The organism is Pseudomonadota bacterium, from assembly GCA_016711215.1.
Taxonomy (GTDB): Bacteria; Myxococcota_A; Polyangia.
Genome location: JADJTL010000001.1, coordinates 482216 through 505089 on the forward strand (window position 1 = coordinate 482216; position 22874 = coordinate 505089).

Consider the following 22874-nt stretch of genomic DNA (forward strand, 5'->3'; position numbering starts at 1 on the left):
CGACAGAACGCCCAGGAACCGGCGTGCACGGCTTTTCGGCGCCAGCGCCTGTGGTGTTCGCGCCACAGATTAGGCGCGGCCACCACAGCTGGAGGGACCGACCGGCGGGCCTTTGGCGTCGGGGCGCCGCCGGCGCGACCGCGCGCGCCGCCTCGCTCGGCTAGCCTGATCCGACGCAGCGAATCGACGCTCGCTTGGGTCGTCCGCGTCGACTCACGAAGTTCATCGCTCCACCTCCCTGGCAAACGCAGGTCGTATTGACCCTGCCAGGCCCCCTATCGGGGCCCTGGCCCATCCCCACCCGTCGGGCTAGGCACGTCGCGCCGCAGCGCGCCGACGACCACGCCCAGCAGCTCGCGCGAGCTCCGCGGGGCCAGCAGCAGCGCCGCGGCGGGGTAGACGAGGGCGCCCAGGCTGACCTCGGCGGCGAGCGCGGTGTAGCAGTTGTCGAGGTCCGCGGGGACGAGCACGAACTGGCGCAGGGCAAGCACGGCGCCGGCCATCAGGGCGGCGGCCGGTAGCCCGGTCAGCGTCGCGGCGAGGAGCCGCCGCAGCGCAATCCCCTCGCGCTCCTTGATCACGTAGAGGCCGCCGAGGCTCTGTAGCGCGAAGGCGGGGGCGACCGCGGCGCAGGCCCAGAGCGGCCCGAGGGGCGCGAGGAGCGCGATCGACCCGAAGACGGCGGCGACCTTGGCGAGCTGCAGCAGCGCGATCGCTCGCGTCTGCCCGCAGGACTGGAGGTAGGCCTCTACCGTCCAGCTCACCGGTCTTGCCAGCGAGAGCGCGGCCAGGAGCGCGAGCATCGGCGCGGCGGCGCCCCAGCGCGCGTCGAAGCAGCTGTGGATCACCGTGGGGGCGACGACCGCGAGCCCGAGGGCGAGCGGGCACATCAGCAGCATCAGCAGCCGCAGCGCGCGCAGCAGGGCGGCCGGGCGTTGTTCGCGCTCGATGCGCGCAAAGGACGGAAGCAGCACGTCGCCGATGCTCTCGCCGATATAGGTCGCCGGCATGTCGGCGAGGTTGTAGGCCAGGTTGTAGTGGCCGACGACCGTGGCGCCGAAGAAGCGCGAGAAGAGCAGATTGTCCCAACGGCGCGAGGCGTGGTTGGCCAGATGGCCGAGCGCCAGCGGCAGCCCGAAGGCAAGGAGCCCGCGCACCTGCTGCCGCTCGAGCGGGTGCGGCTCGACCCACTCGCGCCAATGCGTCAGCACCGTGAAGAGCAGCAGCAGCAGCCCCCATTGGGCGATGTTGGCGTAGACGATCGCGTAGCCGCCAAAGCCGGCGACGGCGAGCACGATGACCGACGAAGCGAAGACCACGTCGCCAGCGGCGCGGCTGAGCCCGACGGCGCCGAAGCGCATGTCGCGGTGCAGGATGGTCTCAGGACCAGCGGAGACGCGATCGAAGAACGAGGAGAGCGTCAGGCCGAGCAGGAAGTCTGCCGCGAGCGGCGCGTGCAGCAGCAGCGCCAGCGGTCGGCGCAGCAGCAAGACGGCGCCCAGCGCGATCACGCCAGCGACGAGGTGCAGCAGCGTCGCGTGGAAGGCGGTGGCACGCCCGGCCTCCGGCTTGGCCACCAGATACTGGTAAAGCCCGCCGCGCGTCAGCTCATCGGCGCTAACCGCCAGCACCGAGGCCACCGAAACGGCGCCGTACTGCAGCGGACTGATATACCGCGTGATGACGAAGGTGCTGACGAGCCCGGCGCCTCGGCCGACGAGCCCGCAAAGCACCGTCCAGAGGGCGCTACGGGCCGTCTTCTGCGCGAGCGACACGGGGGCCACGATAGGCAGCGGGCGGGCAGGGGGTCAAGCCGGGCGCAAGCACGGCGGGAGACCGGCGCGCCGCCGGGCCGCAGGGCGCAAATGAAGGGCACGAACCGTTTCCATGGAGCATCGGCGAAGGCCATTGACGAGGTGAAGGCCGTCGAGCGACTGTCCTGCGGTCGAAGGTGGGCGATCGCGGTTTTCTCGAGGGGGATGTCGATGCGGCGGGTGAGGGTTGTGGGTCGGGGCCGGGGGGGATCGCTAGCGGCAGCCTTGCTGGTGTCGTTCTTGGTGGTGTCCTCCGTCGCTTGGGGCGTGCGAGGGGGAGACGACGAGGGTCGATCGCTTCAGAGGGGTTCGGAAGGAGGTCGCGTGGCGATCGCGAACATGCGCGAGAGCTATCACGCTGGGCAGCTCCCGTGGGCAGCCGTGCGTGGCAGACATCCGCTGGTCGTCTTCGCCGACTCGATCAGTCAGGCGGATAGCCTGCACGCGCGGGTTGAAGGCGCGCATCCCTCGCTGCTGGCTCCTGCAAAGCGCTTGATCCTCGGTACGGTTGACCAGGCCACGGGTCGGCCCGCTGCCACGCCGGTGAGGATCGCGTCCTGTAGCGCGGCCGAGATCGTGGTGGGGGTCGACGCAACTAGTCCCGCGCTGCGACACCTCGAGGTGAATCCGCTCGCGGCGCTGCTCTTCCACTCGCAAGGGACCCAGCGTCAGCTCCGCGTCGAGGGCAAGGCCCGCGTCGCAAAGACCGAAGGGTCGGAGGCCGGCGCGCCGGAACGCGGGCAAAAGCTCACGCTGCCGGGGGACACACAAGGACGCGCAGCTCGCTGGTCGGCCGAGGAGGTCGAAGCAAGCCTGTTCGAGGTGGCCAAGGCCTACCGCGAGGCCAAGGTGCCGGGGCTCGCGGCGCTCGACCCCAATGCGATGTGCGTGGTTACAGCGCGCCAGCGGGAGCCGGGCGGGCTCTTCAGGCCTTCGGCCCGCATGGTGCTGCTGAAGGGCTGCGAGGAGGCGGGCCCCGTCTTCTACACGAACTTCCGCAGCCCCAAGGGTAGGGACCTCGAGGCAAACCCGCAAGCCGCCTTCGCGCTGGACTGGCCGACGCTCGGGCTGCGGCTCGACGTGGCCGGCCCCGTGCAAAAGGTCAGCGACGGGACGGCCGACGCCTACTGGCGCACGCGGCCCTATGCGTCGCAGCTCGGATCGGCGGCCTCGCGGCAGAGCGAGCCCTTGAGCTGGAGGGGCGACTTGATCGCCAGAGCGCTGCTCTACGGGCTGCTTCACGGGCCTTGGCCGCCTCGGCCGAAGCATTGGGGAGGCTTGCTGATGGATCCCGACCGCGTGCAGTGGAAGCGAACGCAGGACGACCCCAGCGACGGTGCGCAGGTCCGGGTGGTGATTGATCCGACGCAGGTCGAGGCCTGGCAGGGTCGTGACAGCCGCTTGCACGATCGTTGGCTGTGGCTGCGGGACGACGACGGGAGTTGGTCGCGGCCCGAGCGGCTCTCCCCCTGATCGCGGCCGCCTCGCGGTGCCCAGCTCGCGCGGAGGCCTCAGCCTGCGGCGCGGCCCCCCGCGCGTGACGAGCGGCCAGGCTGGACGGCGGCGATGAACTTCACCGTCGGGTGCTCCTCCTGGGCCCGGCGCAGCGCCCAGTCGCTCTCGAAGAGCACCAGCGGGCGGCCTTCGACGTCGAGCACGCAGGTGCTGGAGCCGGGGCGCTCGAAGCGATCGAGGGTCACGTCGCCCTCGATCCAGCGCGCGTGCTGGTAGGGTAGCTTCTCGAAGCGCGCCGCCGCCCCGTACTCGTTTTCCAGGCGGTACTGCGTGACCTCGAACTGCAGCACGCCGACGGCTCCCAGCAAGGGCTCGCGCTCCAGGCGCCAGCGGTCGAAGAAGAGCTGGACCGCGCCCTCCTCGGCGAGCTGATCGAGGCCCTTCTTGAGCTGCTTGCGCTTCATCGGATCGGCCTCGCGCACGCGCACGAAGTGCTCGGGCGAGAAGCGCGGGATGCCCTCGAACTCGTGGCCCTGGCCCTCGCAAAGGCTGTCGCCGATGCGCAGCAGGCCGGGATCCCATAGCCCCATCACATCGCCGGAGAAGGCCTCCTCGACCTGCACCCGCTCCTGCGCCATGAACTGAAACGACTTGGTCAGCGCGAGCGTCTTGCCGGTGCGCGCGTGCAGCACGGGCATCTCGCGCCGGTAGACCCCCGAGCAGATGCGCGCGAAGGCGATGCGGTCACGGTGGCGCGGATCCATGTTCGCCTGGATCTTGAACACGAAGGCCGAGAAGGCCGGCGCGTCGGGCTCGAGGCGTCCGGCGCTGGTCTGCCTGGCGCGCGGCGGCGGCGCCAGGTCGACGAAGGCCTGCAGAAAGGGCTCGACGCCGAAGTTGGTCATCGCGCTGGTGAAGAATACCGGCGTGAGCTGGCCGGCGAGGAATTGCTCGCGGTCCCAGGGCGGGCTCGCGCCGTCGAGCAGCGCGAGCTCCTCCAGCAGCCGCGCGTGCGCGTTCTCGCCGAGCAGGCCTCGCAGCTCGGGCACATCGACCTCCGCAAGCTTCATCGGCGCCGGTCGTGCGCCGCCACCCTGCGCGCGCTCGAAGCGCAGCAGCTGCCGGGCGACGCGATCGTAGACGCCCTGAAACGAGGCGCCCGAGCCGATCGGCCAGTTCTGCGGCTGGCAGGGGATCTCGAGCACACGTTCGATCTCGTCCAGCAGATCGAGGGGCTCGCGGCCGTTGCGATCCATCTTGTTGATCACCGTGACGATCGGGATCTCGCGCAATCGACAGACGCGGAAGAGCTTGATCGTCTGCGGCTCCACGCCCTTGACGCTGTCGATCAGCATCACGGCGCAATCGGCGGCCGCGAGCGTGCGGTAGGTATCCTCGGAGAAGTCGTTATGGCCCGGCGTGTCGAGCAGGTTGAGGCGCCGCCCCTGGTACTCGAACTGCAAGACGCTGGTGGAGACCGAGATCCCGCGCTGGCGTTCGAGCTCCATCCAGTCGCTCGTCGTTTGCCGCCCGCCGCCGCGTTGCTTGACCGACCCCGCGAGGTGAATCGCCCCCCCGTAGAGCAGCAGCTTCTCGGTCAGCGTCGTCTTTCCCGCATCCGGATGCGAGATGATCGCAAAGGTGCGGCGGCGCGCGATCTCCGCCCGGGCCCGCTCGAAGTCCATCCCACTCACCTTGATCCCCTCTGCCCGCGGTGCGCGCCCTGGCGCGGCGCGGCAAGGCCCTCGACTCTCGCGCGCCGGAGGGTAAACGTTCATGAGCCGATGCAACAGCCCCCGCGCAACAGCCCCCGCGCAAACCCCTGCAGCGCAAAGCCCGCCCAGCGCGCGCGGCGTGGCGCAGCGCGACGGGGGCCGGCTAGCGGCAGCGGCCGCTGGTCGGCGGCTTGACCACCACGAGGCCCCGGGGCGCGAGGGCCGGCACCGTGAGCGCCATGAGGCCGTCCCCGAGGTCGACGCTGGAGAAGCCGTCTCGCGGGGCGCCCGCCGGCAGCAGCAGCTCGACGCTGGCGGGAGGATCGCCAAAGAACTGGTGCAGCGACAGCCGCAGGGTCAGGGGCTTCGGCGCGGCATCGTCCCACTCGACGAGGTGAATCACGATCGCGGCCCTGGCATCCTGCGGCTTGCCGCGCACCAGCGCCGCCACCTTGCCGGATCCACCGACGACCTCCACGGGCAGGCGCTCGCTGCCGCTGAAGCGCGCGTCGACGAGGTCATAGCCTGCCACGGCCAGATCCTCGTAGCCGTCGAAGTAGCGCGCGTGGTCCCGGACGAAGCCGTAGAGGTCGGCGTAATGCTCCGCCCTGCCGTAATAGCGTGGCCCGCTGACGGTGAAGATATCCCACGGCACCTGGGTCAGCCCACCCGTCGCATAGGAGGTCGCGATCCCCTTGCGCGCCAGCGCTACCAGCTCCGGGCAGTCATCCCAGTCCGTCATGCCCGCCGCGGCGCAGCTCGCGCTCTGCGCCGCGCAGTGCGCGGCGCAGAGCGCCGACAGTCGATCTTTGCGCGGCAGGGGCAGCGTCAACAGCTGCCGTCGGCCCAGCGCCCGCGCGGCGGCGATGCGCTCGCGGTAGGTGTGCGGTCCGAGGTCGGCGGTCAGGGTCAGCTCTGCCATGCCGAAGTCGAAGGCCGACGCGTAGTGGAGACTCCAGTCGCTGAGGTTGCCAGAGAAGGGCACGAGGCGTCCGGCGAAGGCATTGACATGCGCCTTGAGCTCGACGAGGAGTCGGCGCGCGGCCTCGAGCTGGAAATTGCGGAACTCGCCGCGGAGCACCGCCGGGATCTTGGCCGGATCCGATCCCGCTGCGACCGCGCGCCTGCGATAGCTGAACCAAGAGGGGCCGAGCAGGTCGTCGCCGCCGTCGAAGTGCACCGCCGCCGGGGTCGCGGCGCCTTGCCAGTGCGCCAAGAACGTCGGCGCCCCGGCGGTCTCGCCGTTGGGCAGCACGGCGCCGGTTGGCACCACCCAGTCGGGCCCGACGCGCGCGGGCCAAAGCGGCACAGCGGCGCCCTCCGCCGCCGTGATCGAGTCCGCCCGCAGCCAGACGCGCAGGTGGTCCGCGGCGTCGGCGAGTTGATCCGGCGGGCGCGCGCTTGCCGAGGGCACCGGGATGCCGTAACGCGCGCCGAGGTAGGCCTCGATCGCGCCTCGCTCGCTCGCGTCGAGCTCGCGGTCGAAGATGATCAGCTCGGCCAGATCGCCAGCGGGGGGCGGCCCTACCGCAGGTTGCAGCGGAACCGACAGATGGCCGCCGTTGCCGAAGGCGCTGAGCACGGCCACGCCGGGCGCCGTGCGTAGGCCCACGCTGGCGCCGTTGAAGAAGGCGCCGATCGTGCCCGCGTCTTGGCCGGTCCCGCCGTTGGCGCGTCCGTCATGGGTGAAGGTGCTGACGCCCGCTTGCTCTGCTGCCTCCGCCGGCAGGCTCCAACTGAGCTTGTCCTCTACCGTGTCGTAGAAGAAGGCGGTGCGGGTCAGATAGAGCCGCGCGCTCGAGCTGCCCGCGCCGTTGCGTGCGTTGCCGCCGACGCCGAACCAGCCCGAGCGCGATCGGCTGACGTAGAACACGGTGAAGGCCGACCCGGCGAGAAAGACCTGGGCGAGCTCGTTGGTGAACGAGGCCGCCACGCTCGCCCGTGTCACCGCCGTCTGGCCGCTCTCCCAGAGATGGCGGTGGAACTTCCACTGGCATTCCTTGCAGAAGCAGCCGGCGTTGACGTTGTTGGGGTTGCCGTAGGCGGCGCCAGCGGCGGGCGTCCAGCTCAAAGCGCTGACGTTCAGCGCCGGATCGTCGAACTGCAAGCCGTCTGCACCGCGCGAAATCCAGACCTCTGCGGCGGCGAAGAGCCCGGCGCGAAACTCCGGACGATTGGCGCAGCCCCAGGCTGCCGTCGGCGTCCAGGTCATCCACGGAGCGGTGATCGGGGCGCCGTTCAGGTCGAGCATCCGCCCCTGCGTTCCCGTGGTGCTGTTGACGCTGCCACCGACAAAGAGACCGGCGGCCTGCGCGCCCGCGAGATAGTCTGGGGCGTTCTTGTAGATCCACTCCAGGCGGGTGGCGTGGAAGGCCTGAGCCTGGGCCAGCGCCTCGGCGGGCCGGCCGAGCGTGCGAAGGCTGACGTCGCTGGCGTTGGGGCTCCCCGCGACCAGGGGTAAAGGCGCGGGCTGCTGCCAAAGCATCGGCGCGTCGCAGAGGGAGGCGCCTTGGTCGAGCGCGACGGCGCCCCCGTCCGCGCAGGCCCCGCAACCTCCGTCGCAGGCCTTCGAAGCGCAGGCGCTGGCGTCGCAGCGCGGCAGGCAGCGTCGCCCCCCGTCGTCGGTGGCGGGCGCCATCGCCTCCTGGCACGCCGGCAGCGGGCATGCCAGCAGCAACACGAGCGCGGGGATCAAGGTGGCCGGCGTCGTCAGCATCAGCTCAGCGCCTTTCGGTGGCGTAGAAGAAGCGCTCGAGCTGCAAGGCCAGAGGGGGCAGGGTCGCGCCGTAGAGGATTGCGCGCCGCAGCCGGTAGGGGTGCTCGTAGGGCCCATTGGCGCCGAAGACGGTGGTGCAGGCCGAGCGATAGCCGGCGGAGGCGACCGCGCTGATGACCGCGGCGTTGAAGTCGCCTGTCCGCCCATTGGGGTAGGCGAAGAGGTCCACGGGGCGGCCGAGCTGCTCTTCGAGCTCGGTCTTGCTGCCGCGCAGCTCTTGCTGCAGCTCCGCCTCCGTGCAGCGCGAAAGGATCGGATGCGAGACCGTGTGCGCGCCGGCGTGGAAGCCTGCGGCATCCATCTCGCGCAGCTGGTCCCAGGTCACCATCTCGTCGTGCAGCCCACTGAAGTCGGTCACCTCGAGGGTGCTGGCGAGGTCGTGCAGCCACGCCTCCCGCTCGTCTCCGCCGAGCAGCTTGAGCCGCTCGCTGAGGTCGCAGTAGGTGGCGATCCGCTCGGGCGTCGAGCTCAACCGCAGCGCGACGCCGCGCAGGGGCGCGACCGCCTCGTGCGGGGTCTGCGCCAAGATCGCGGCGAGCCGTGAAAACCAGAGCGGTTGGTGCTTGCCAATGGCGCCCGTGGTGATGAAGACGGTGGCGGGTAGGCCATGTCGGCGCAAGACGGGCAGCGCCAAGCCGTAGCTGTCCGCATAGCCGTCGTCGAAGGTCAGGGCGACCATCCGGGCTGGCAGGCGACCGCGGGCCACCGTGCTCACCAGCTCACCCAGGGGCACGACCTCGTAGTGCCGCCGGAGGTGCGCGCAGAGCTGGTCGAAGAGCGCGACCGGCATGCAGTGCTGGAACGAGTCCACGTCGTCCGTGATGCGGTGGAAGAGCAGAATCAACGCGCCGCGCTGCAGCCGACGCAGCAGTCGCAGCTGCTTTAGCGCGCTATCTGCCGGCGCGGCGGCGCGGCGCCAAAGACCGAGCATCCCCGTGGCATGGGGCGCGCCGAGCAGTCGTTGCTTATCGACCCAACGTAGGCGCATCCCCGTCGTCACCCCTCAACGTCCCTCAACGGCGCGCTCCGCCGCCCAACGCCGCCGACCCAGCGAGCAGCGCGAAGAGTCGATGCCGCGTCCCCTCGAGCGCCTCCCATGATTGTGCGCAGGCGCCGGCATTGGGGAAGAGGCCGCGGGCCAGCTCGAGCGCCTGTTTTCGATCGCGGCGGGCGAGGAGCACCAGATACTCATGGTCCTCGATGCCCTCGCGGAGCATCTTCGCACGAATGGACGCCACCGGGATGTGGGTCCGCCCGCCAATGCGCGCGGGCGTCCCCGGATAGAAGAGGGTGCCGTCGCCGTTGCCCGAGAACTTGCAGAGCCCCTCAGGCTGCCACGCGCTGGAGAGCTGCTCCGTCGCGCTGAAATAGAGCTCACCGCTCAGGCCCTCGATGAAGGCGAGCCAGGCAAAGGCGCGGTTCTGTACCGCCGAGCTGTCGATCACGCGCGTCGGCCAGCCGCTGTCGGCGAGCTCGGGCGAGGGTTCGCCGCACTCGCCGCAGCCATGCGACATGCAGGATTGGTAGCTCCATAGCTCGCGGCCCGGTTGCGCCGCGAGCCAGGCGCGGTAGTCGGCGCGGTGCGCCGCGTCGCCGCTCCCGGGACGCGGGTCGAGGTAGTTGATGACAGGAACAAAGATGTCGACGAGCTCGGCCACACCATGCCTCCGCGCGGCGCCAAGTGCCGCGGTCAGCGCGAGGCGCGCGCGGGGAGCGAAGCGGCGCAGAGGCAGCGCGGCCTGGCGAAACGCGACCCAGTCCTGCTGCGTTTCGGCATCCGGCTCGTCGACGGGGAAGTAGAACAACCGGTCGAGGAAGCCCTGCGCGCGCGCGAGCGCGATCCAGGGCCCGAGCCGCTGCGGCTCGGCGTCGAGGCGAATGGCGGTCAGTCGCGCGCCCGCCAGCCGCGTCGGCCCCCGCCCGTCGATCAGCGGCTGCAGCCAGCGCTGGAAGGGGCCCGCGCTGCTGCCGAAGGGGGGCTGGAAGGCGACGTCCGAGATGCTGAAGCGGTGGTCGAGCGCCGCCGTCAGGTAGCGCGCCCGCAGCTCGCAGGCCGGCGTCTCATTCCACTCGACCGAACACGAGGGCGTGCCCGTATGCGCCATGCACGGCTCCGCGAAGTCCATGCCGAAGGCCGTGCGCAGCGTCGCCGTCGACGGAAGCGTGAAGGCCCCGACCGAGAGCTCGAGCGCAAGGGGGTCGCTCGCGCCAGCGGTGGTCGGGCCGCCGCCCAGGTGCCGCAGCAGCAAGCTGCCGCGGTAGCGGCCAGGCGGCGTGTTCGGTGGCACGAAGACGTCGACCCAGATCGCCCGTGACTCGTGCGCGGGCACCTCGAAGGGAAAGGCGTTGCGCCGTTCGCCCGTGTAGGCGTCGACATCGGGGATCAGCGCGTCGGGCCACCGCCCCGTGGCTCCCTCACGATTCGAGGGCGTTTGGACGTCGTAGTAGGCGACGCGAAAGAAGGTGAGGTGTCGCCGATCGATGATGTGGCCGCGCGGGCCCTTCAGCGCGGCGCCATGCGTCAGCGCGACCGCGCGCAGGGGCTGGTCCCCGGCGATGACGACGATCTGGAACGGCTCGAACTCGTTGCGCCCCGCCTCGAGCCTCGCGCCCGGCTGGAGCGCCGGACGATCGTGGGGGCGTACCTTCAGCGTCGCCGAGACGACGCCGTAGCTGTGGCCTCCTCGGCTCGGGGGCAGGCCCTGCGCGGCGGCGGCGCGCGCCCTCGCTCTCGCCGGCGCCGCGCCTTGGGTCGTCCGCTTCGTCAGCGATGGTGCGAGCGCGGCGCTCGTGTCGGAGCTGGCCGTGCGCGCCGCGCGGCTGGTGGCGCGCGGCATGCCGCCTGGTGGCACGCAGCCGCCCGCAGCGATCAGCGCGCCGACGAGCGCGCGGAAGGCCGCGCAGGCCGAGATGCGGCCGAGGGCCAGGGGAGGAACGTAGGCCTGCCGGCGGGCAGCGTCGTTGCGTTGGGCCACCTCAGCGCTGCCCGCGTCGCGTGGCGTGGGCGCGACGCCGCCGAACCCGGCGCGTCCACAGGAGCAGCAAGCCGAGCAGCAAGGACGGAGCGCTGCCCCCACCGCCGACGGCGCAGGCGCTGCGCGCGCTGAGCCCATCGTCAGCGTCGCCGCTCGGATCCTCGCCCGCGCTTCCCCCGTCGCGCCCGTTGGGGACCGTCACCGAGGCGCCGCCGCTGCCGCCGCTGCCGCCACTCGCCGGAGGCGCCATGCCGGCGATCAGCGCGTAGAGCTGCGCCCTGGCCGCTTCGAGCCGCGCCGGGGGCTGCGCCGTCTCGTAGGGGTGCGGGAAGAGCGTGCGCGCCACCTTGAGGGCCTCGAGGCGATTCAGCCGCCCCGCGAGCACCAGGTATTCGTAGTCCTCCATCCCTTCCCGCAGCAGCTTCAGGCGAATCGATTCGACTGGGATGTCGGTCTTGCCGCCGATGCGCGCCGGGGTGCCCGGATAGAAGAGCGTGCCGTCGCCCGACCCAGAGTACTTGCATTGGCCGTTGCGCGCCCAGGCCGTGCCGAGCTGCTCGACGGTCTCGAAGTAGAGCTCGGCGCCAAGCTCGTGCGTGAAGGCGATCCAGGCGAAGGCGCGATTCTGGATCGCCGAGCCGTCGATCACCCGCAGCGGCCAGCCGCGCTCGCCCTCGTTCGGCGAGGGTGTCCCGCACTCCCCGCAGCCATGCGACTGACACGACTGGTAGGACCAGAGCTCATGCTTCGGATCGGCGACGAGCCAGGCCGCGTAGCTCGCGCGCTGGTTGCCGTCATAGGGCGTGCCGGCGTTCGGTCGCTCCTCGAGGAAGTTGATCACCGGGACGAAGATGTCGACATGCTGGGCGACCCCGTTGGCGGTGGCCTCGCGCAGCGTCGCGGTGAGAATGGTCCTGGCGGCCGGGTCTGCGGCATGGAGGGCGCGAGCGCGCGCGGCGAAGCGGCTCCACTCGCCTTTCCCGTGGGGCTCGTCGACCGGATAGTAGAACAGGCGATCGGCGAAGCCCTTGCGGCGGGCGTAGCCGAGCCAGGTCGCGAAGTCGTCGCCGCCGAGGCGGATCGTCGTCAGGCGGGCGCCGCGCAGCCGGGTCCGCCCGGTGCCCAGCACCAGGGGCAGCATCAGCTCGTCGAAGGGGGCGATGCTGCCGCCGGTGGGTGGCTGAAAGAAGGGATCGTGGATCGTGAAGCGATGGTCGAGCGCGCAGCGGACGTAGCGCTCGCGCAGCTCGAGGGCCTTGCGCTCGTTCCAGCGCGAATCGCACGACTCGGTGCCGGTGTGCGCCATGCACGGCTGATCGAAGTCCATCGCGAAGGCGGAGCGCAGCGAGGCCGTCGAGGGGAGGGTGAACTCCCCCACCTGCAGGGCGATCGGCAGCGTGCCGACCGCCGCGCCCTTCACCGTCACCGTCAGCTCGCCGGTGTAGCGTCCAGCCGCGGCGGTGGCGGGGACGAAGACGTCGACCCAGACGCTGCGGCTCTCGCCCGCGGGCAGGCGAAACGGAAAGGCGTTGCGGCGCTCGCCGACCAAGGGGTCGAGGTCGGGAATCAACGGATCTGGCCAGCGTCCAGCGCCGCCCTCGGTGTTGGACGCGGTCCCGACCTCGTAGTAGTCGGCGCGGTAGAGCGTGACGCTATCGCTGGGTAGCGTGGCCCCGCCGGGGCCGGTGAGCGGGCTCGAGATCCGCGCGCCGAGGCCATCGACGCTGCCGCCGCGGGCGGTGAAGACCACCTGGAAGGCTTCGAATTCATTGCGCCCGGCGAAGAGCTGCGCACCGCTTTGCACCGCCGGACGCTCGGTCGGGCGCACCTTGAGGTTGGGGGTGACGACGCCGAAGTTCAGCTCGGCCGCGCCAGCGGTCGACGCCAGCCCCGCGAGCAGGCCGAGCACGGGCAGCGCGAGCGCGGCGACGCTGGAGCCCGGCCTGAACATCCTCCACCTCCGTGGTCCCGCGATCGGCGGCGCGGCGGCCGCTCAGGTGTAGCACATGCGAGGAGCTGCGGACTTCAGCGCTCATCAGCGCTCGTCGGCGCTCATCAGCGCTAGTTCGAGGCCATCCACATCCGCGTGATCACGAAGAGGCCACCGGTGAGCCCGAGGGTCAGGCCGCCGATGGCGAGCCAGTCGCGCGCGCCCAGCGGCATGCGCCAGGTTGGATCATGCGCCTTGATCGCCCGATAGAGGCTGCCGCAGAGGGCGATGAAGGTCCACGGCATGTATCGGTAGGTCAGCGAGAGAAAGAACGCGCCGACCATCGTCGAGCCGAAGGCGGCCAAGGTCGCGAGCGCCCAGGCGCGCACCTCGGGCTGATCCGGATAGCGCAGATAAGCGACGATCGGGATCTTGCAGGAAACATAGAGCAGCCCGACCCAGAGGAGCATGCCGACGATGCCCAGCTCGGCGACCGTCAATACGAAGGAATTGTGCGCGGTCAGGTAGTGGTGCTCGGTGAACTGGTCGAAGCCGACGCCGAAGAAGGGGTGGTAGCGGAACATGTTCATGCCCTCCCACCAGCACTCCATGCGCTCGATCGAGGACGCGTCGGCGTCCGCGCGGTTGCTGAGCACCAGGTACATCAGCGGGATGGTCAGCAGGCCCAGCGCCGCCACGCCCTTCAGGCGAAAGCGGCGAATGACGTAGACGCTGAGCGCGGCTCCGACGCCCATCAGGCCGCCGCGCGAGCGGGTTAAAACCACGCAGAGCAGGATCAGCGCGCCCCCGATCAGGCCGCCGAGCCAGCGGCCGGCGCTCGGTCGCACGGTGATCAGCGCGATGATCAGCGGCAGCACGGAGGCGATCACGCTCGCCAGCTCGTTGGGATCCTGCAGCGTGCCGCGGTAGCGCACGCGATCGGAGATCGTCGTCGTGCCGAGCAGCCCGACGTGCTCGCAGACGTACTCCTTGCCCGGATCGGCGCCCTGCCGGAGGCAGTCGGAGGCAGTGCGGCAGCTCCGACCGTCAGGTGCGCCGCTGACGATCGCCAGGTTGACGTCGGGCTCCGCAGCGACGCAGCCGAGGGGTGCGAAGTGCTGATGCACGCCAACCGCGGCCAGGAACACGGCCAGTCCGACGAGGAGACGTGCCATCGCATCGAAGGCGCGCAGCGACTGCAGTCCATGCGAGATCAAAAAGTACCAGGTGAAGAGGATCGCCAGGTCGAGCAGCGCCACCGGCGGGTCGGGGTGGCGGAGGGCAGCGCTCAGGGCTGCCCAGGCGAAGAAGAGCAGGGCCCAGGCGAGCTGCGGCGTCGGTTCGGGTCGCACCAGGCGCAGGCGGAGGTCGATGACCATGCCGAAGACGGCCAGCGCCGTGAAGATATAGAGCAGGGGAAGCTGCTGCAGCAGCTCGAAGACCTCGTGCGGTCGCACGAAGAAAAAGAAGACCAGCGAGACAATGCCAGGGAAGGAGAACATCGGCGCGGGCTGCTGGGGTCCGTGGCGCGAGCGGGACCTGGCTCGCGGCGCCGCCCCGATCCTCGGCGCTAGGGCTTCTTCAACGCTAGGGCCTCTTCAAGAGGTCGCGGATCTCGGTCAGCAATTGCTGGTCTGCGGTCAGCGGCGGAGGACCCGCGGGGGCGCTTTTCTCCTCCTGCTTGGTACGCATCGCCCAGCCAAGGAACTTGACGATGAAGAGGTAGAGCGCGAAGGCCACGATGATGAAGTTCACGATCTCGCCGAGGAAGAGCCCGTAGGGCACCTCCTTCGCGCCAATCACGAGCTTCCAGCCGAGGTAGCCCTGCTCGCCGGGCATCACCAGGCCCACCAAGGGCATGATGATGTGCTTGACGAGCGAGCTGACGATGGCGCCGAACGCGCCGCCGATGATCACCCCGACGGCCAGGTCGATGACGTTGCCCTTGAGGGCGAACTTCTTGAACTCCTGCAGCAGGGACGACACCGATTGAGCGGCGGCAGCGGCTGAGGGCTTGTCGTTTGCGGCCATCGTGGAACCTCCGACGTCGGGGCGCGTGAATGCGTGCACCTAAGCTGAGCCAACCTATACCCTGATCGCGCTCCGCTGACCAGCCGCTGACCAGCCGCTGAGCGTCGCTGCGGCGACGTTGCCGGCGGGCCGCCCCCTCCAGCCCCCAGAGCAGGGCGGTCGGCGCGGCGGCTTGCCCAAGCGCGCTGATGGCGGCATAACGAGGCACCATGCGGGGCCTGCACACGGTCGCGGCGTACATCCGCTCCAAGCATCCCGAGCGCTGGCTGGCAGCCTACCTGCGGCAACGCCTCTGCGCCTGGCGCGAGCGCCTTCCCGCGCACGGTGAGCGGCACCTGCTGGTGGCGGTCTGCGACCACTTCGAGCCGCTATGGGCCGCCGACGACGCCTGGGCCGCCGTGCCCGACGAGGTCGGGGCGGCGCGCGTGAAGGCGTGGCATGAGGGGTTGCCTCGCCTCGCCGCGGGCTATCGCGACAGCGAGGGCCGGGCCCCGCGGCATACCTTCTTCTTCCCCGCGGAGCAGTATCGGCCGCAGTTCCTCCAGAGCCTGGCCGACCTCGCCCGCGCGGGACTAGGCGAGGTGGAGCTGCACCTGCATCACGACGGTGATACGGCGGCGGGCCTGCGGCGCGTGATCGCCGCGGCCTTGAAGCGCTTCGCGACGCATGGGCACCTGGCGCGCGCGCCCGACGGTCGCCCGCGCTACGCCTTCATCCACGGCGATTGGGCGCTGGCGAACGCCCGCGAGGACGGCCGGCGCTGCGGCGTCGACGACGAGCTCGCGGTGCTGGCTGAGACCGGCTGCTATGCGGACTTCACCTTTCCGGCGGCACCCGATGAGTGCCAGCCGCCGATCTGCAATCAGATCTACTGGCCCACCGGCGACCTGACACGGCGTCGCGCGCATCACTTCGGCGAGCGCGCGCGCGTTGGGCGCTGGCACGAGGATCGGCCGCTCTTGATTCAGGGGCCGCTGGCGCTCGCGCTGCGGGCCAGGCGCATGCCCCTGCAGCTCGACAACGCGGACTTGACGCATGCCTTTGTCGCGACACCGGCGCGCGTCCGCACCTGGGTCGCGCAGCACGTCCACGTCGCGGGCCGGCCCGAGTGGGTCTTCGTCAAGCTCCACACCCACGGTGCACCCGAGGATACGTCGGCGTCCCTGCTCGGCGAGGGCGGCCATGCGCTGCACCGGGCGCTGTCCGCGGCGGGGCAGGGTAGGGGCGCCTGGCGCCTGCACTACGTCACCGCCCGCGAGATGTTCAACCTCGCGCGCGCGGCGATGGAGGGCTGCAGAGGCAATCCAGCGCGCTACCGTGACCACGTGCTCGCGCCGCCACCCGTGGTCGCCAGAACGGGCTGCTAAGCCGGCATCGCGCTCTCTCGCTCCGATGCTCGCGGTAGAATCGTGCAAAACCTGGACGTCCCGCAGGAGACGCCTGAGGTGTCCGCCAAACGACCACAGGAGGCTCTAACTCGCTTCGCCGGGAGCGCGCGCGGAGCAGAGCGGCTCGCCCTCAAGCGAAAGTCCCGGAGACCCGGTGGGCGCGGGAGCGTCGCGGCTCGCGAAGCGCGTGCGTCAACGGCCGAGCACGGCCAGCAGAACGCCGGCGGCGATTGCCGAACCGAGCACGCCGGCCACATTGGGTCCCATGGCGTGCATCAAGAGGTAGTTCTGCGGGTTGGATTCCTGGCCGACATTGTGCGCGACGCGGGCGGCCATCGGCACCGCGGAGACGCCGGCGGCGCCGATCAACGGATTGACGCGGCCCCCGGTCAGCCAGCAGAGCAGCTTGCCGAAGAGCATCCCGCCCGCCGTCGCCACCCCGAAGGCGATAATGCCCAGCGCGAGGATCTTGAGGGTATCCCAGCGCAGAAAGACCTCAGCGCCCATCGTCATGCCGACGCAGGTGCCGAGGAAGAAGGTCACGATATTGATCAACTCGTTCTGCGCCATGTTGGTCAGCCGATCGACCACGGCGCTCTCGCGCAGCAGGTTACCGCCCATCAGCATCGCGATCAGCGGTGCGGCCGGTGGCACGATCAGCACGCCAATGAGCGTCACCAGCAGCGGGAAGACGATGCGCAGGGTGCGCGAGACGGGCTCCCCTGGCGGCATGACGATCGCGCGTTCGCGCGCGTTCGTGAGGGCGCGCATGATCGGCGGCTGGATCATCGGGACGAGGGCCATATACGAGTAGGCCGAGACGGCGATCGGTCCGAGGAGATGGGGCGCCAACTTCAGCGCCAGGTAGATGGCGGTCGGCCCATCCGCCCCGCCGATGATGCCGATCGCGCCGGCTTCGCGCAGATCGAAGCCGAGGGCGGTCGCCGCCGTCAGAGCGGTGAAGACCCCGAGCTGGGCGGCGGCGCCGAGCAGGAAGGTCTTGGGGTTGGAGAGCAGCGGCCCGAAGTCCGTCATGGCCCCGATGCCGAGAAAGATCAGTGGCGGGAAGAGCTCGAGCTCGATGCCCTGGGAGAGGTAATAGAACAGGCCCCCGGGCGTCGAGCCCTCCGGCGGCGTCAGCAGACCGCTTCCGGGAAGATTGGCGAGAAAGGCACCCAGCCCGATTGGCAGCAGCAGCAGAGGCTCGAAGCCCCTGCGAATCGCCAGGTAGATCAAGAGCGAGGCGATGGCCAGCATCGCCACATGGCCGCCGGTCAGCGACCAGAACCCCATGGCACCGAGAAATCTCTCGAGGTGGGTGGACACAGCCCTACTCCTACTCGAAGCGCAGCAGGACCTGGCCGGTTTCGACGCGGTCGCCGACCTTGACCTCGATCGCCGCGACGACCCCTGCGCTTGGCGCCGCGATATTGGTTCGCATCTTCATCGCCTCGACGATCGCGAGCACGTCGTTTTCCTGAACTGGCTGCCCGACGCGCACGGGGATCTCGAGGAGGATGCCGTTGATCGGCGCCGTGACGGTCCTGTCTTGTGGCGTGTTGACGCGCGGCCGCGTCGGCAAAGGGGTGGTGACCGGGCTGACATAACTATCGATCGTGTGTCGACTCGCGGGCCCGATCGCCCCGAATGATGGTGGGGCCGCCGCCTCGTCGTCCTCGACGACCTCCACCTCCACCTCGTAGCGTCGGCCGTTGACCGTGATGTGCAGCCTTTTCACGTCTACCCCTTCCTTCTGTTGATGGCGCGCGAGGCCATGATCGTCAGTCGGCCCGCGCTCGCCCAGGGATTGCTGGCGCTGGGGCCGAGCAATTGCACGGCGCGGACGGTCACCCGCCGCTGCAGCGCGACGCTTGCCGCGGCAGCCAGCACCACGATGAGCGCCTCTTCTTCTTCGTCTTCGGGCTGCTCGCGATCGCCTAAGTGCGCCGCAGGGTTCGCTGCGGCGGCGAGCTCGGCGGCGCGGCGCGTGCGCCAGCGCGTCAGCCGTCGGTCGAGGGCGCTGAGCGCGGCGAAGACGGTGGCCAGCAGCAGCAGCGCGGCGAAGACCCCGCCCATGCCCACGAGCAAGAGCCAAAACGACTCAATCAAGGCGTCTGTGCGATCTGTCAGCATGACTCTGCAGCGCTCCCGGCGCGATCGGCCAATGTACCTTCCCGTGTACCTTGCGGCCCGGGCGTGCGCCCACTGCGCGGTGACGCCAGCGCAGGCGTGACGGATCGCGCGACTACCTCTCGCATAGTCCACGCACGATATTCAACCCTGGCGTTGTCCGGGGCGAGTCCTTGACGGGCGCCTTCGCGATCAGCCCCGCCTCCTGGCGTCAGGCCGGGGGAAGGCTGGCGAGGTCGATCACGAAGCGGTAGCGGACGTCACCGCGCAGCATGCGCTCATAGGCCTCGTTGATCTGCTGGATGGGAATCACCTCGACCTCCGAGACGAGGTGGTGCTCAGCGCAGAAGTCGAGCATGCGTTGGGTCTCGGCGACGCCGCCGATCAGCGAGCCCGCCAGGCGTCGATTGCCGCCGATCAGCGAAAAGGCGCGCACGGGAGCCGGTTCGGGCGGCACGCCGACGAGGACCATCGTCCCGTGCGGGCGCAGCAGGCCGAGATAGGGGTTGAGGTCATGCGGCGCCGAAACCGTATCGAGCAGCAGGTCGAGCGTGCTGGCGAGCCGCTGGAAAGTGGTCGCGTCCTGGGTCGACTCGAAGGCGTGGGCGCCCAGGCGCCGCGCGTCGGCGGCCTTGCTCCGCGAGGTGCTCAGCACCGTGACCTCGGCGCCCATCGCCGCCGCGAGCTTGAGCGCCATGTGACCGAGCCCGCCCATGCCGACCACGCCGACGCGGTCGCCGGGCTTGCAGTTCCATTGCCGCAGGGGCGAGTAGGTGGTGATCCCGGCGCAGAGCAGCGGCGCAGCACCCGCCGGGTCGAGACCGGCGGGGATCTTCAGCACGAAGCGCTCGTCGACGACGACCGAGCGCGAATAGCCGCCGTAGGTGGGCGTGCGGCGATCCATCTCCGTGCTGTTGTAGGTGAAGGCGGGGCCTTGCTGGCAGAACTGCTCGAGGTCGTGGCTGCACGGCTCGCAGCTCCGGCACGAATCGACCATGCAGCCGACGCCCGCCAGGTCGCCCGCGGCGAAGTCCTTGACCTCCGCGCCGACCTGCCGGACGCGTCCGATGATCTCGTGGCCCGGCACCATCGGGAAGCGGGCGCCGCTCCATTCGTCGCGGGCCTGATGGATGTCGGAGTGGCAGACGCCGCAGAAGAGGACGTCGATCAGCACATCGTGCGCCCGTGGCTCACGACGCTCGACAGTGAAGGGCGCGAGGGGGCTGCGGGCCAGGTGGGCCGCATAGGCGGGCGTCTTGAACATCGTTTCTCCTCTTGCTGCGGTCTCCCGCAGGTCTCGGCCTTCCCCTGCGTTGGCGACCGCGCCACCTCGGTGCGGCCGTGGCACCCGCAGGCCTGCGGCGCCTACTGGCGGCGGTCCAGCGGGTCAGCGGCACCGCCCTCGGGAGGTGGGGTCGGACGCTCGCCCGGGAGCACGCTCTGCCACGGCGCTGGGTCGCTCGGATTGAGCCGCTCGCGCGGCTGCAGCGTCGGCGTTCGCTCGGCTGGGTAGCGGAAGGTGGCGGAGACCAACGCGAGGTGTCGGCTGATCGCCGGCAACGCCAACGCTCCGCCCAGCGGGCTCTGGTAGCTGAACTGATAGCGCAGCGACCACTCCATCCAGGTGTCCATGCGCCAGAGCAGCGCTGCGTCGGCGAGCAGCAGCTCGACGCGGGTCGAGCCGATCGTCCCCCGCGCCAGATCGACGACCTGACCGTGCTCGTAGCCGACGCTCGCCTCGAGCAGCCAACGCGGGGCCTCGGTGCTCGAGGCGGCCAGCGGTATCCGGCCGCGGAGGCGCGCATCCTCGATCAGAAAGGTGTCGGCGAGGAACAGGTTCTGCCGCACGGTGTGGCCGACGCTCAGCTCGGCCTCGCTCTCGTTGGTGGCGTAGCGCAGCGCGGCAAACGCCGCGGGATGAAAGAGCTGAGCGCTCGCGTCGTCGGCCGCGGCCGCCCGCAAGACGCCGAGGCGTAGCTCACCTCGCCAGTCGGGGTCGAACTCGTAGGCGCCGGTGGCGAAGAGGAGCGTGACCATCAGGTGCGTCGCCGGGATCTGCGGCGGGGTTTCCTCAGCCGGCTGATCGGGATCGGCTGGCGCCGGGTCGTAGGCCAAGGTGGCCGTGTACTCCTGCGCCAACCTGGCGCCGAGCTGGACCCTGTCCCAGCTACGGGTCAGGGCGAGTCCTGCCTCGGCCGTCAGGGTCGCGGGCTGGGTCGGGGTGTCCTGCGGCAGAAAGGCGTTCGCGCGCAGGCTCTGCTCCAGCGTCCAGGGCGCGGCAAAATCGACGAACCAGGCCTGCGCGGCCTCGAAGCTCAAGAACTGATCACGGCCCGACCGATAGGCCGCGGGGACGCCGGCCGAGGCGGCGCTGAGCAGCGTCAGCGTGTTCTGCCGCCCGTAGGAGACATTGGCATTGAGCAGCAGGCGCTGACGCTCGCCGAGCTCGAAGAACGAGAGCCAATCGGCGCGGTGCGCATAGGCGTTTACGACGCTCTCGTTGAAAAAGAGCATGGCCAGGAAGTGGTAGCCGAGCTGGTGCGCCATGCGAGCGTCGCCGAGCGCCAGCAGCAGCCCCGGCTCGACCTCGGCAAATCCGTCACCCTGGGCGGTGCGCGCTCCCGGATCGTCGCTCGAACGCGGGCTGAGGTCGACGTTATCGGTCATCCCGATGCCGACACGCCCGGTCGAGAGCAGGCGCGCTCGCGCGTCCACGGCCGGCGCGCGGCCCAGCGCCATCGCCCCGAGGAGCAGCGAGAGTAGCAGTGATCCCGCCCGGTTCACGCGGGCACGATAGCATAGTCGCTGCGGTCGCGTGACCCAGCCCCGGTTCGCCGCGTCAGCTTCCACTGTCGACGCCCGCAGCAAGATCGCGGCGGCTGCAGCGCGCTGCCGAATCGCTGATACGATGGCGCCATGGCCCTGCCCGGACTGTTTGAGAGGCTCTTATCGCTCGGCTCGCTGGCGTTGCCGATCGACGCGGAACCCGAGGTTGCCGCAGCCTGCCTCAGCATCGCACGCCGGTTGAAGCGCAGCGGCAGGCACGCGATCGGCCTCTGGCCCTGTGACGGAACCGTGGCCGTGCCGCCCTTGGCGCTGCGCTTGGGTGCGGCGCTGGTGCACCTGACGCGGGCCAACGTCGCGGTGATCGACGCCAACGTTCGCTATCCCGCCTTCGCTGCCGAGGGCGCCGGGGGACCGGCTGCCCCTTCCGAGCCGGACGACGCGGGGGAGGCCCAGCGCGCTATCTTTGTCGAGCGCTGGATCGGGCCGTCGCTGGCGCTCTTGATACCGCCGCATGCGGGCGAACCGGGCGCCGGGGTGCGGCAGCTTCAGCTTTTGCTCAACGCGCAGTGGCGCAGCTTCACCTATCTGCTGGTTGACCTCAGCGGCTTCGATCGCTTCGGTGATCACCTGAATGCGGCCGCGTTGCTCGACGGCGTGGCGCTGGTGGCGCGGGCCGGCCGCTCCAGCGAGGCCGAGCTGATCCGGATGCGCGACGAGCTGCCGCCGCACCTCAACCTCGGCGTCGTGCTGACCGGCTGAGGCGCTAGCGCCCCAGCAACACGCTGCCTAGCACCTTCGCACCGGCGAGCTGCTCGAGGGCGCGCCCGAGGGCCCGCGCGTTCGAGCGGCGCGCGAGCAGCGTGAAGAGCACCCCGTCGGCAAGCTCCTGCAGGAGGTTCACGTCGGCGGTCCCGAGCACCGGTGGGGCATCGAGCACCAGATAGTCGTAGCCGACTTGCTTCAGCTCGCCGATCGCCTGCGCCAGGGCGGGCTCGTCGATGGTCCTCGGCTGCGTGAAGTTCGTGTGGTCGACGGCCAGCACGTGGAGCCAGGGGGAGGTCACCTCCGCCACTTGCCAGGGCTCCCCGTAGGGATGCTGCTGGTGGTCGCTGATCTGCTGTGCGACGCAGCGCGGCGGCGTGATGCCGAGCCTGCGAGCCAGTCCAGGTCGTCGGAGGTTCGCCTCCAGCAGCAACACCCGCGCCCGACCGCATTCGGCGAGCGAGAGCGCCAGGTTGATCGCGCAGGTGGTCTTGCCCTCGCGCGCCTCGGCGCTGGTGACCACGATCACCCGCGGGTCGCCCCGCTCCGCTAGGCGATAGCGAAGGACGCGGAAGCTCGCCGCCTGCGGCGACTCAGGGTCGGTCGCCACGCAGAGCAAGGGGTCGCGGCGCCGCAGCTCGGTCGGGGTCGCGACGATCGAGGTGACGAGCGCGCGGCCGACGGCGCTCGCTTCGCCTCTTCGCTCGGGGGTGCCGCGCGCGGCGGCCATCAGCGTGCGCCTGAAGTGCTCGGGCTCGGTGGGCGTGAAGGGCGCGATGGCCTGGGCGGTGGTGCTCGGCGCTGCCACGACGGGTGCGAGCGCGGCATGCGCGGGCGACGTCAGGGCCGCGGCGCTCGCTGGCGGCAGCGCGCTGCCCACGGCTGGCGTCGGCCGACCGCCTGGGGGGCGGCCAAAGGGATCCGGCGCGCGGGCGCCGGAGGCCTGGGCGGGGAGAATCATGCTCTCGAAGTCGAAGGGAGCGCTGGTCAAGGGGGCCCCTGGTGGCCGCGGCGTCGGGCGCGCGCCGGTCGGCGCCGCGACGCGCTCGGTTGGCCGCGTGGGCAGCGGCCGCCTGCCCCCAGCGCCGACGGCGCCCTTATTCAATGGGTC

General features: G+C 70.5%; 17 protein-coding genes. 3 read left to right on the forward strand and 14 right to left on the reverse strand.

Features of this window, described 5'->3' with window-relative positions; genetic code table 11:
• Positions 1-275: 275 nt before the first annotated feature.
• Complete coding sequence (locus IPL40_01925) at positions 276-1775, reverse strand: oligosaccharide flippase family protein (GenBank protein MBK8479924.1); 1500 nt, start codon at positions 1773-1775, stop codon at positions 276-278.
• Between the two features lie 363 nt (positions 1776-2138).
• Between IPL40_01925 and IPL40_01930 the strand changes: the two genes are divergently transcribed.
• The gene (locus tag IPL40_01930) at positions 2139-3287 is read left to right on the forward strand and encodes a pyridoxal 5'-phosphate synthase (GenBank protein MBK8479925.1); all 1149 of its coding nucleotides are present in this window, start codon (positions 2139-2141) and stop codon (positions 3285-3287) included.
• A 38-nt stretch (positions 3288-3325) separates the two neighbouring features.
• On the opposite strand, the gene IPL40_01935 is transcribed toward IPL40_01930, so the two are convergent.
• The 7 genes from IPL40_01935 to mscL form a co-directional block, all read right to left on the reverse strand.
• Positions 3326-4954, reverse strand: a complete 1629-nt coding sequence (locus tag IPL40_01935; GenBank protein ID MBK8479926.1) for a peptide chain release factor 3 — start codon at positions 4952-4954, stop codon at positions 3326-3328.
• 193 nt (positions 4955-5147) lie between these two features.
• Positions 5148-7700, reverse strand: a complete 2553-nt coding sequence (locus IPL40_01940) for a hypothetical protein (GenBank protein MBK8479927.1) — start codon at positions 7698-7700, stop codon at positions 5148-5150.
• Between the two features lie 4 nt (positions 7701-7704).
• Positions 7705-8748 carry a polysaccharide deacetylase family protein gene (locus IPL40_01945; protein MBK8479928.1) on the reverse strand — a complete coding sequence of 348 codons (1044 nt, stop codon included), beginning with the start codon at positions 8746-8748 and terminating at the stop codon, positions 7705-7707.
• A 25-nt stretch (positions 8749-8773) separates the two neighbouring features.
• Positions 8774-10735, reverse strand: a complete 1962-nt coding sequence (locus IPL40_01950) for a DUF4091 domain-containing protein (protein ID MBK8479929.1) — start codon at positions 10733-10735, stop codon at positions 8774-8776.
• A 1-nt stretch (position 10736) separates the two neighbouring features.
• Complete coding sequence (locus IPL40_01955) at positions 10737-12686, reverse strand: DUF4091 domain-containing protein (GenBank protein MBK8479930.1); 1950 nt, start codon at positions 12684-12686, stop codon at positions 10737-10739.
• A gap of 110 nt (positions 12687-12796) precedes the next feature.
• Complete coding sequence (locus IPL40_01960; GenBank protein MBK8479931.1) at positions 12797-14167, reverse strand: O-antigen ligase family protein; 1371 nt, start codon at positions 14165-14167, stop codon at positions 12797-12799.
• Positions 14168-14252: 85 nt separating this feature from the next.
• Entirely contained in the window at positions 14253-14642 is a 390-nt protein-coding gene (gene mscL / locus IPL40_01965; protein ID MBK8479932.1) for a large conductance mechanosensitive channel protein MscL, read from the reverse strand.
• Positions 14643-14905: 263 nt separating this feature from the next.
• On the opposite strand from mscL, the gene IPL40_01970 reads away from it, so the two are divergent.
• Positions 14906-16063 carry a hypothetical protein gene (locus IPL40_01970; protein MBK8479933.1) on the forward strand — a complete coding sequence of 386 codons (1158 nt, stop codon included), beginning with the start codon at positions 14906-14908 and terminating at the stop codon, positions 16061-16063.
• A gap of 213 nt (positions 16064-16276) precedes the next feature.
• Here IPL40_01970 and IPL40_01975 read toward each other — a convergent pair whose 3' ends face one another.
• From IPL40_01975 to IPL40_01995, 5 genes are all read right to left on the reverse strand, one after another.
• On the reverse strand, positions 16277-17341 hold the full coding sequence (locus tag IPL40_01975) for a sodium ion-translocating decarboxylase subunit beta (GenBank protein ID MBK8479934.1): 1065 nt from the start codon (positions 17339-17341) through the stop codon (positions 16277-16279).
• 79 nt (positions 17342-17420) lie between these two features.
• On the reverse strand, positions 17421-17822 hold the full coding sequence (locus IPL40_01980; GenBank protein ID MBK8479935.1) for an acetyl-CoA carboxylase biotin carboxyl carrier protein subunit: 402 nt from the start codon (positions 17820-17822) through the stop codon (positions 17421-17423).
• A gap of 2 nt (positions 17823-17824) precedes the next feature.
• A complete protein-coding gene (locus IPL40_01985; GenBank protein MBK8479936.1) occupies positions 17825-18217 on the reverse strand; it encodes an OadG family protein in 393 nt (130 codons plus the stop codon).
• 208 nt (positions 18218-18425) lie between these two features.
• The gene (locus tag IPL40_01990; GenBank protein ID MBK8479937.1) at positions 18426-19478 is read right to left on the reverse strand and encodes an NAD(P)-dependent alcohol dehydrogenase; all 1053 of its coding nucleotides are present in this window, start codon (positions 19476-19478) and stop codon (positions 18426-18428) included.
• Between the two features lie 101 nt (positions 19479-19579).
• Entirely contained in the window at positions 19580-20998 is a 1419-nt protein-coding gene (locus IPL40_01995; GenBank protein MBK8479938.1) for a hypothetical protein, read from the reverse strand.
• 132 nt (positions 20999-21130) lie between these two features.
• Between IPL40_01995 and IPL40_02000 the strand changes: the two genes are divergently transcribed.
• Entirely contained in the window at positions 21131-21760 is a 630-nt protein-coding gene (locus IPL40_02000) for a hypothetical protein (protein MBK8479939.1), read from the forward strand.
• A 4-nt stretch (positions 21761-21764) separates the two neighbouring features.
• Here IPL40_02000 and IPL40_02005 read toward each other — a convergent pair whose 3' ends face one another.
• Complete coding sequence (locus IPL40_02005) at positions 21765-22868, reverse strand: CpsD/CapB family tyrosine-protein kinase (protein ID MBK8479940.1); 1104 nt, start codon at positions 22866-22868, stop codon at positions 21765-21767.
• Positions 22869-22874: the final 6 nt, after the last annotated feature.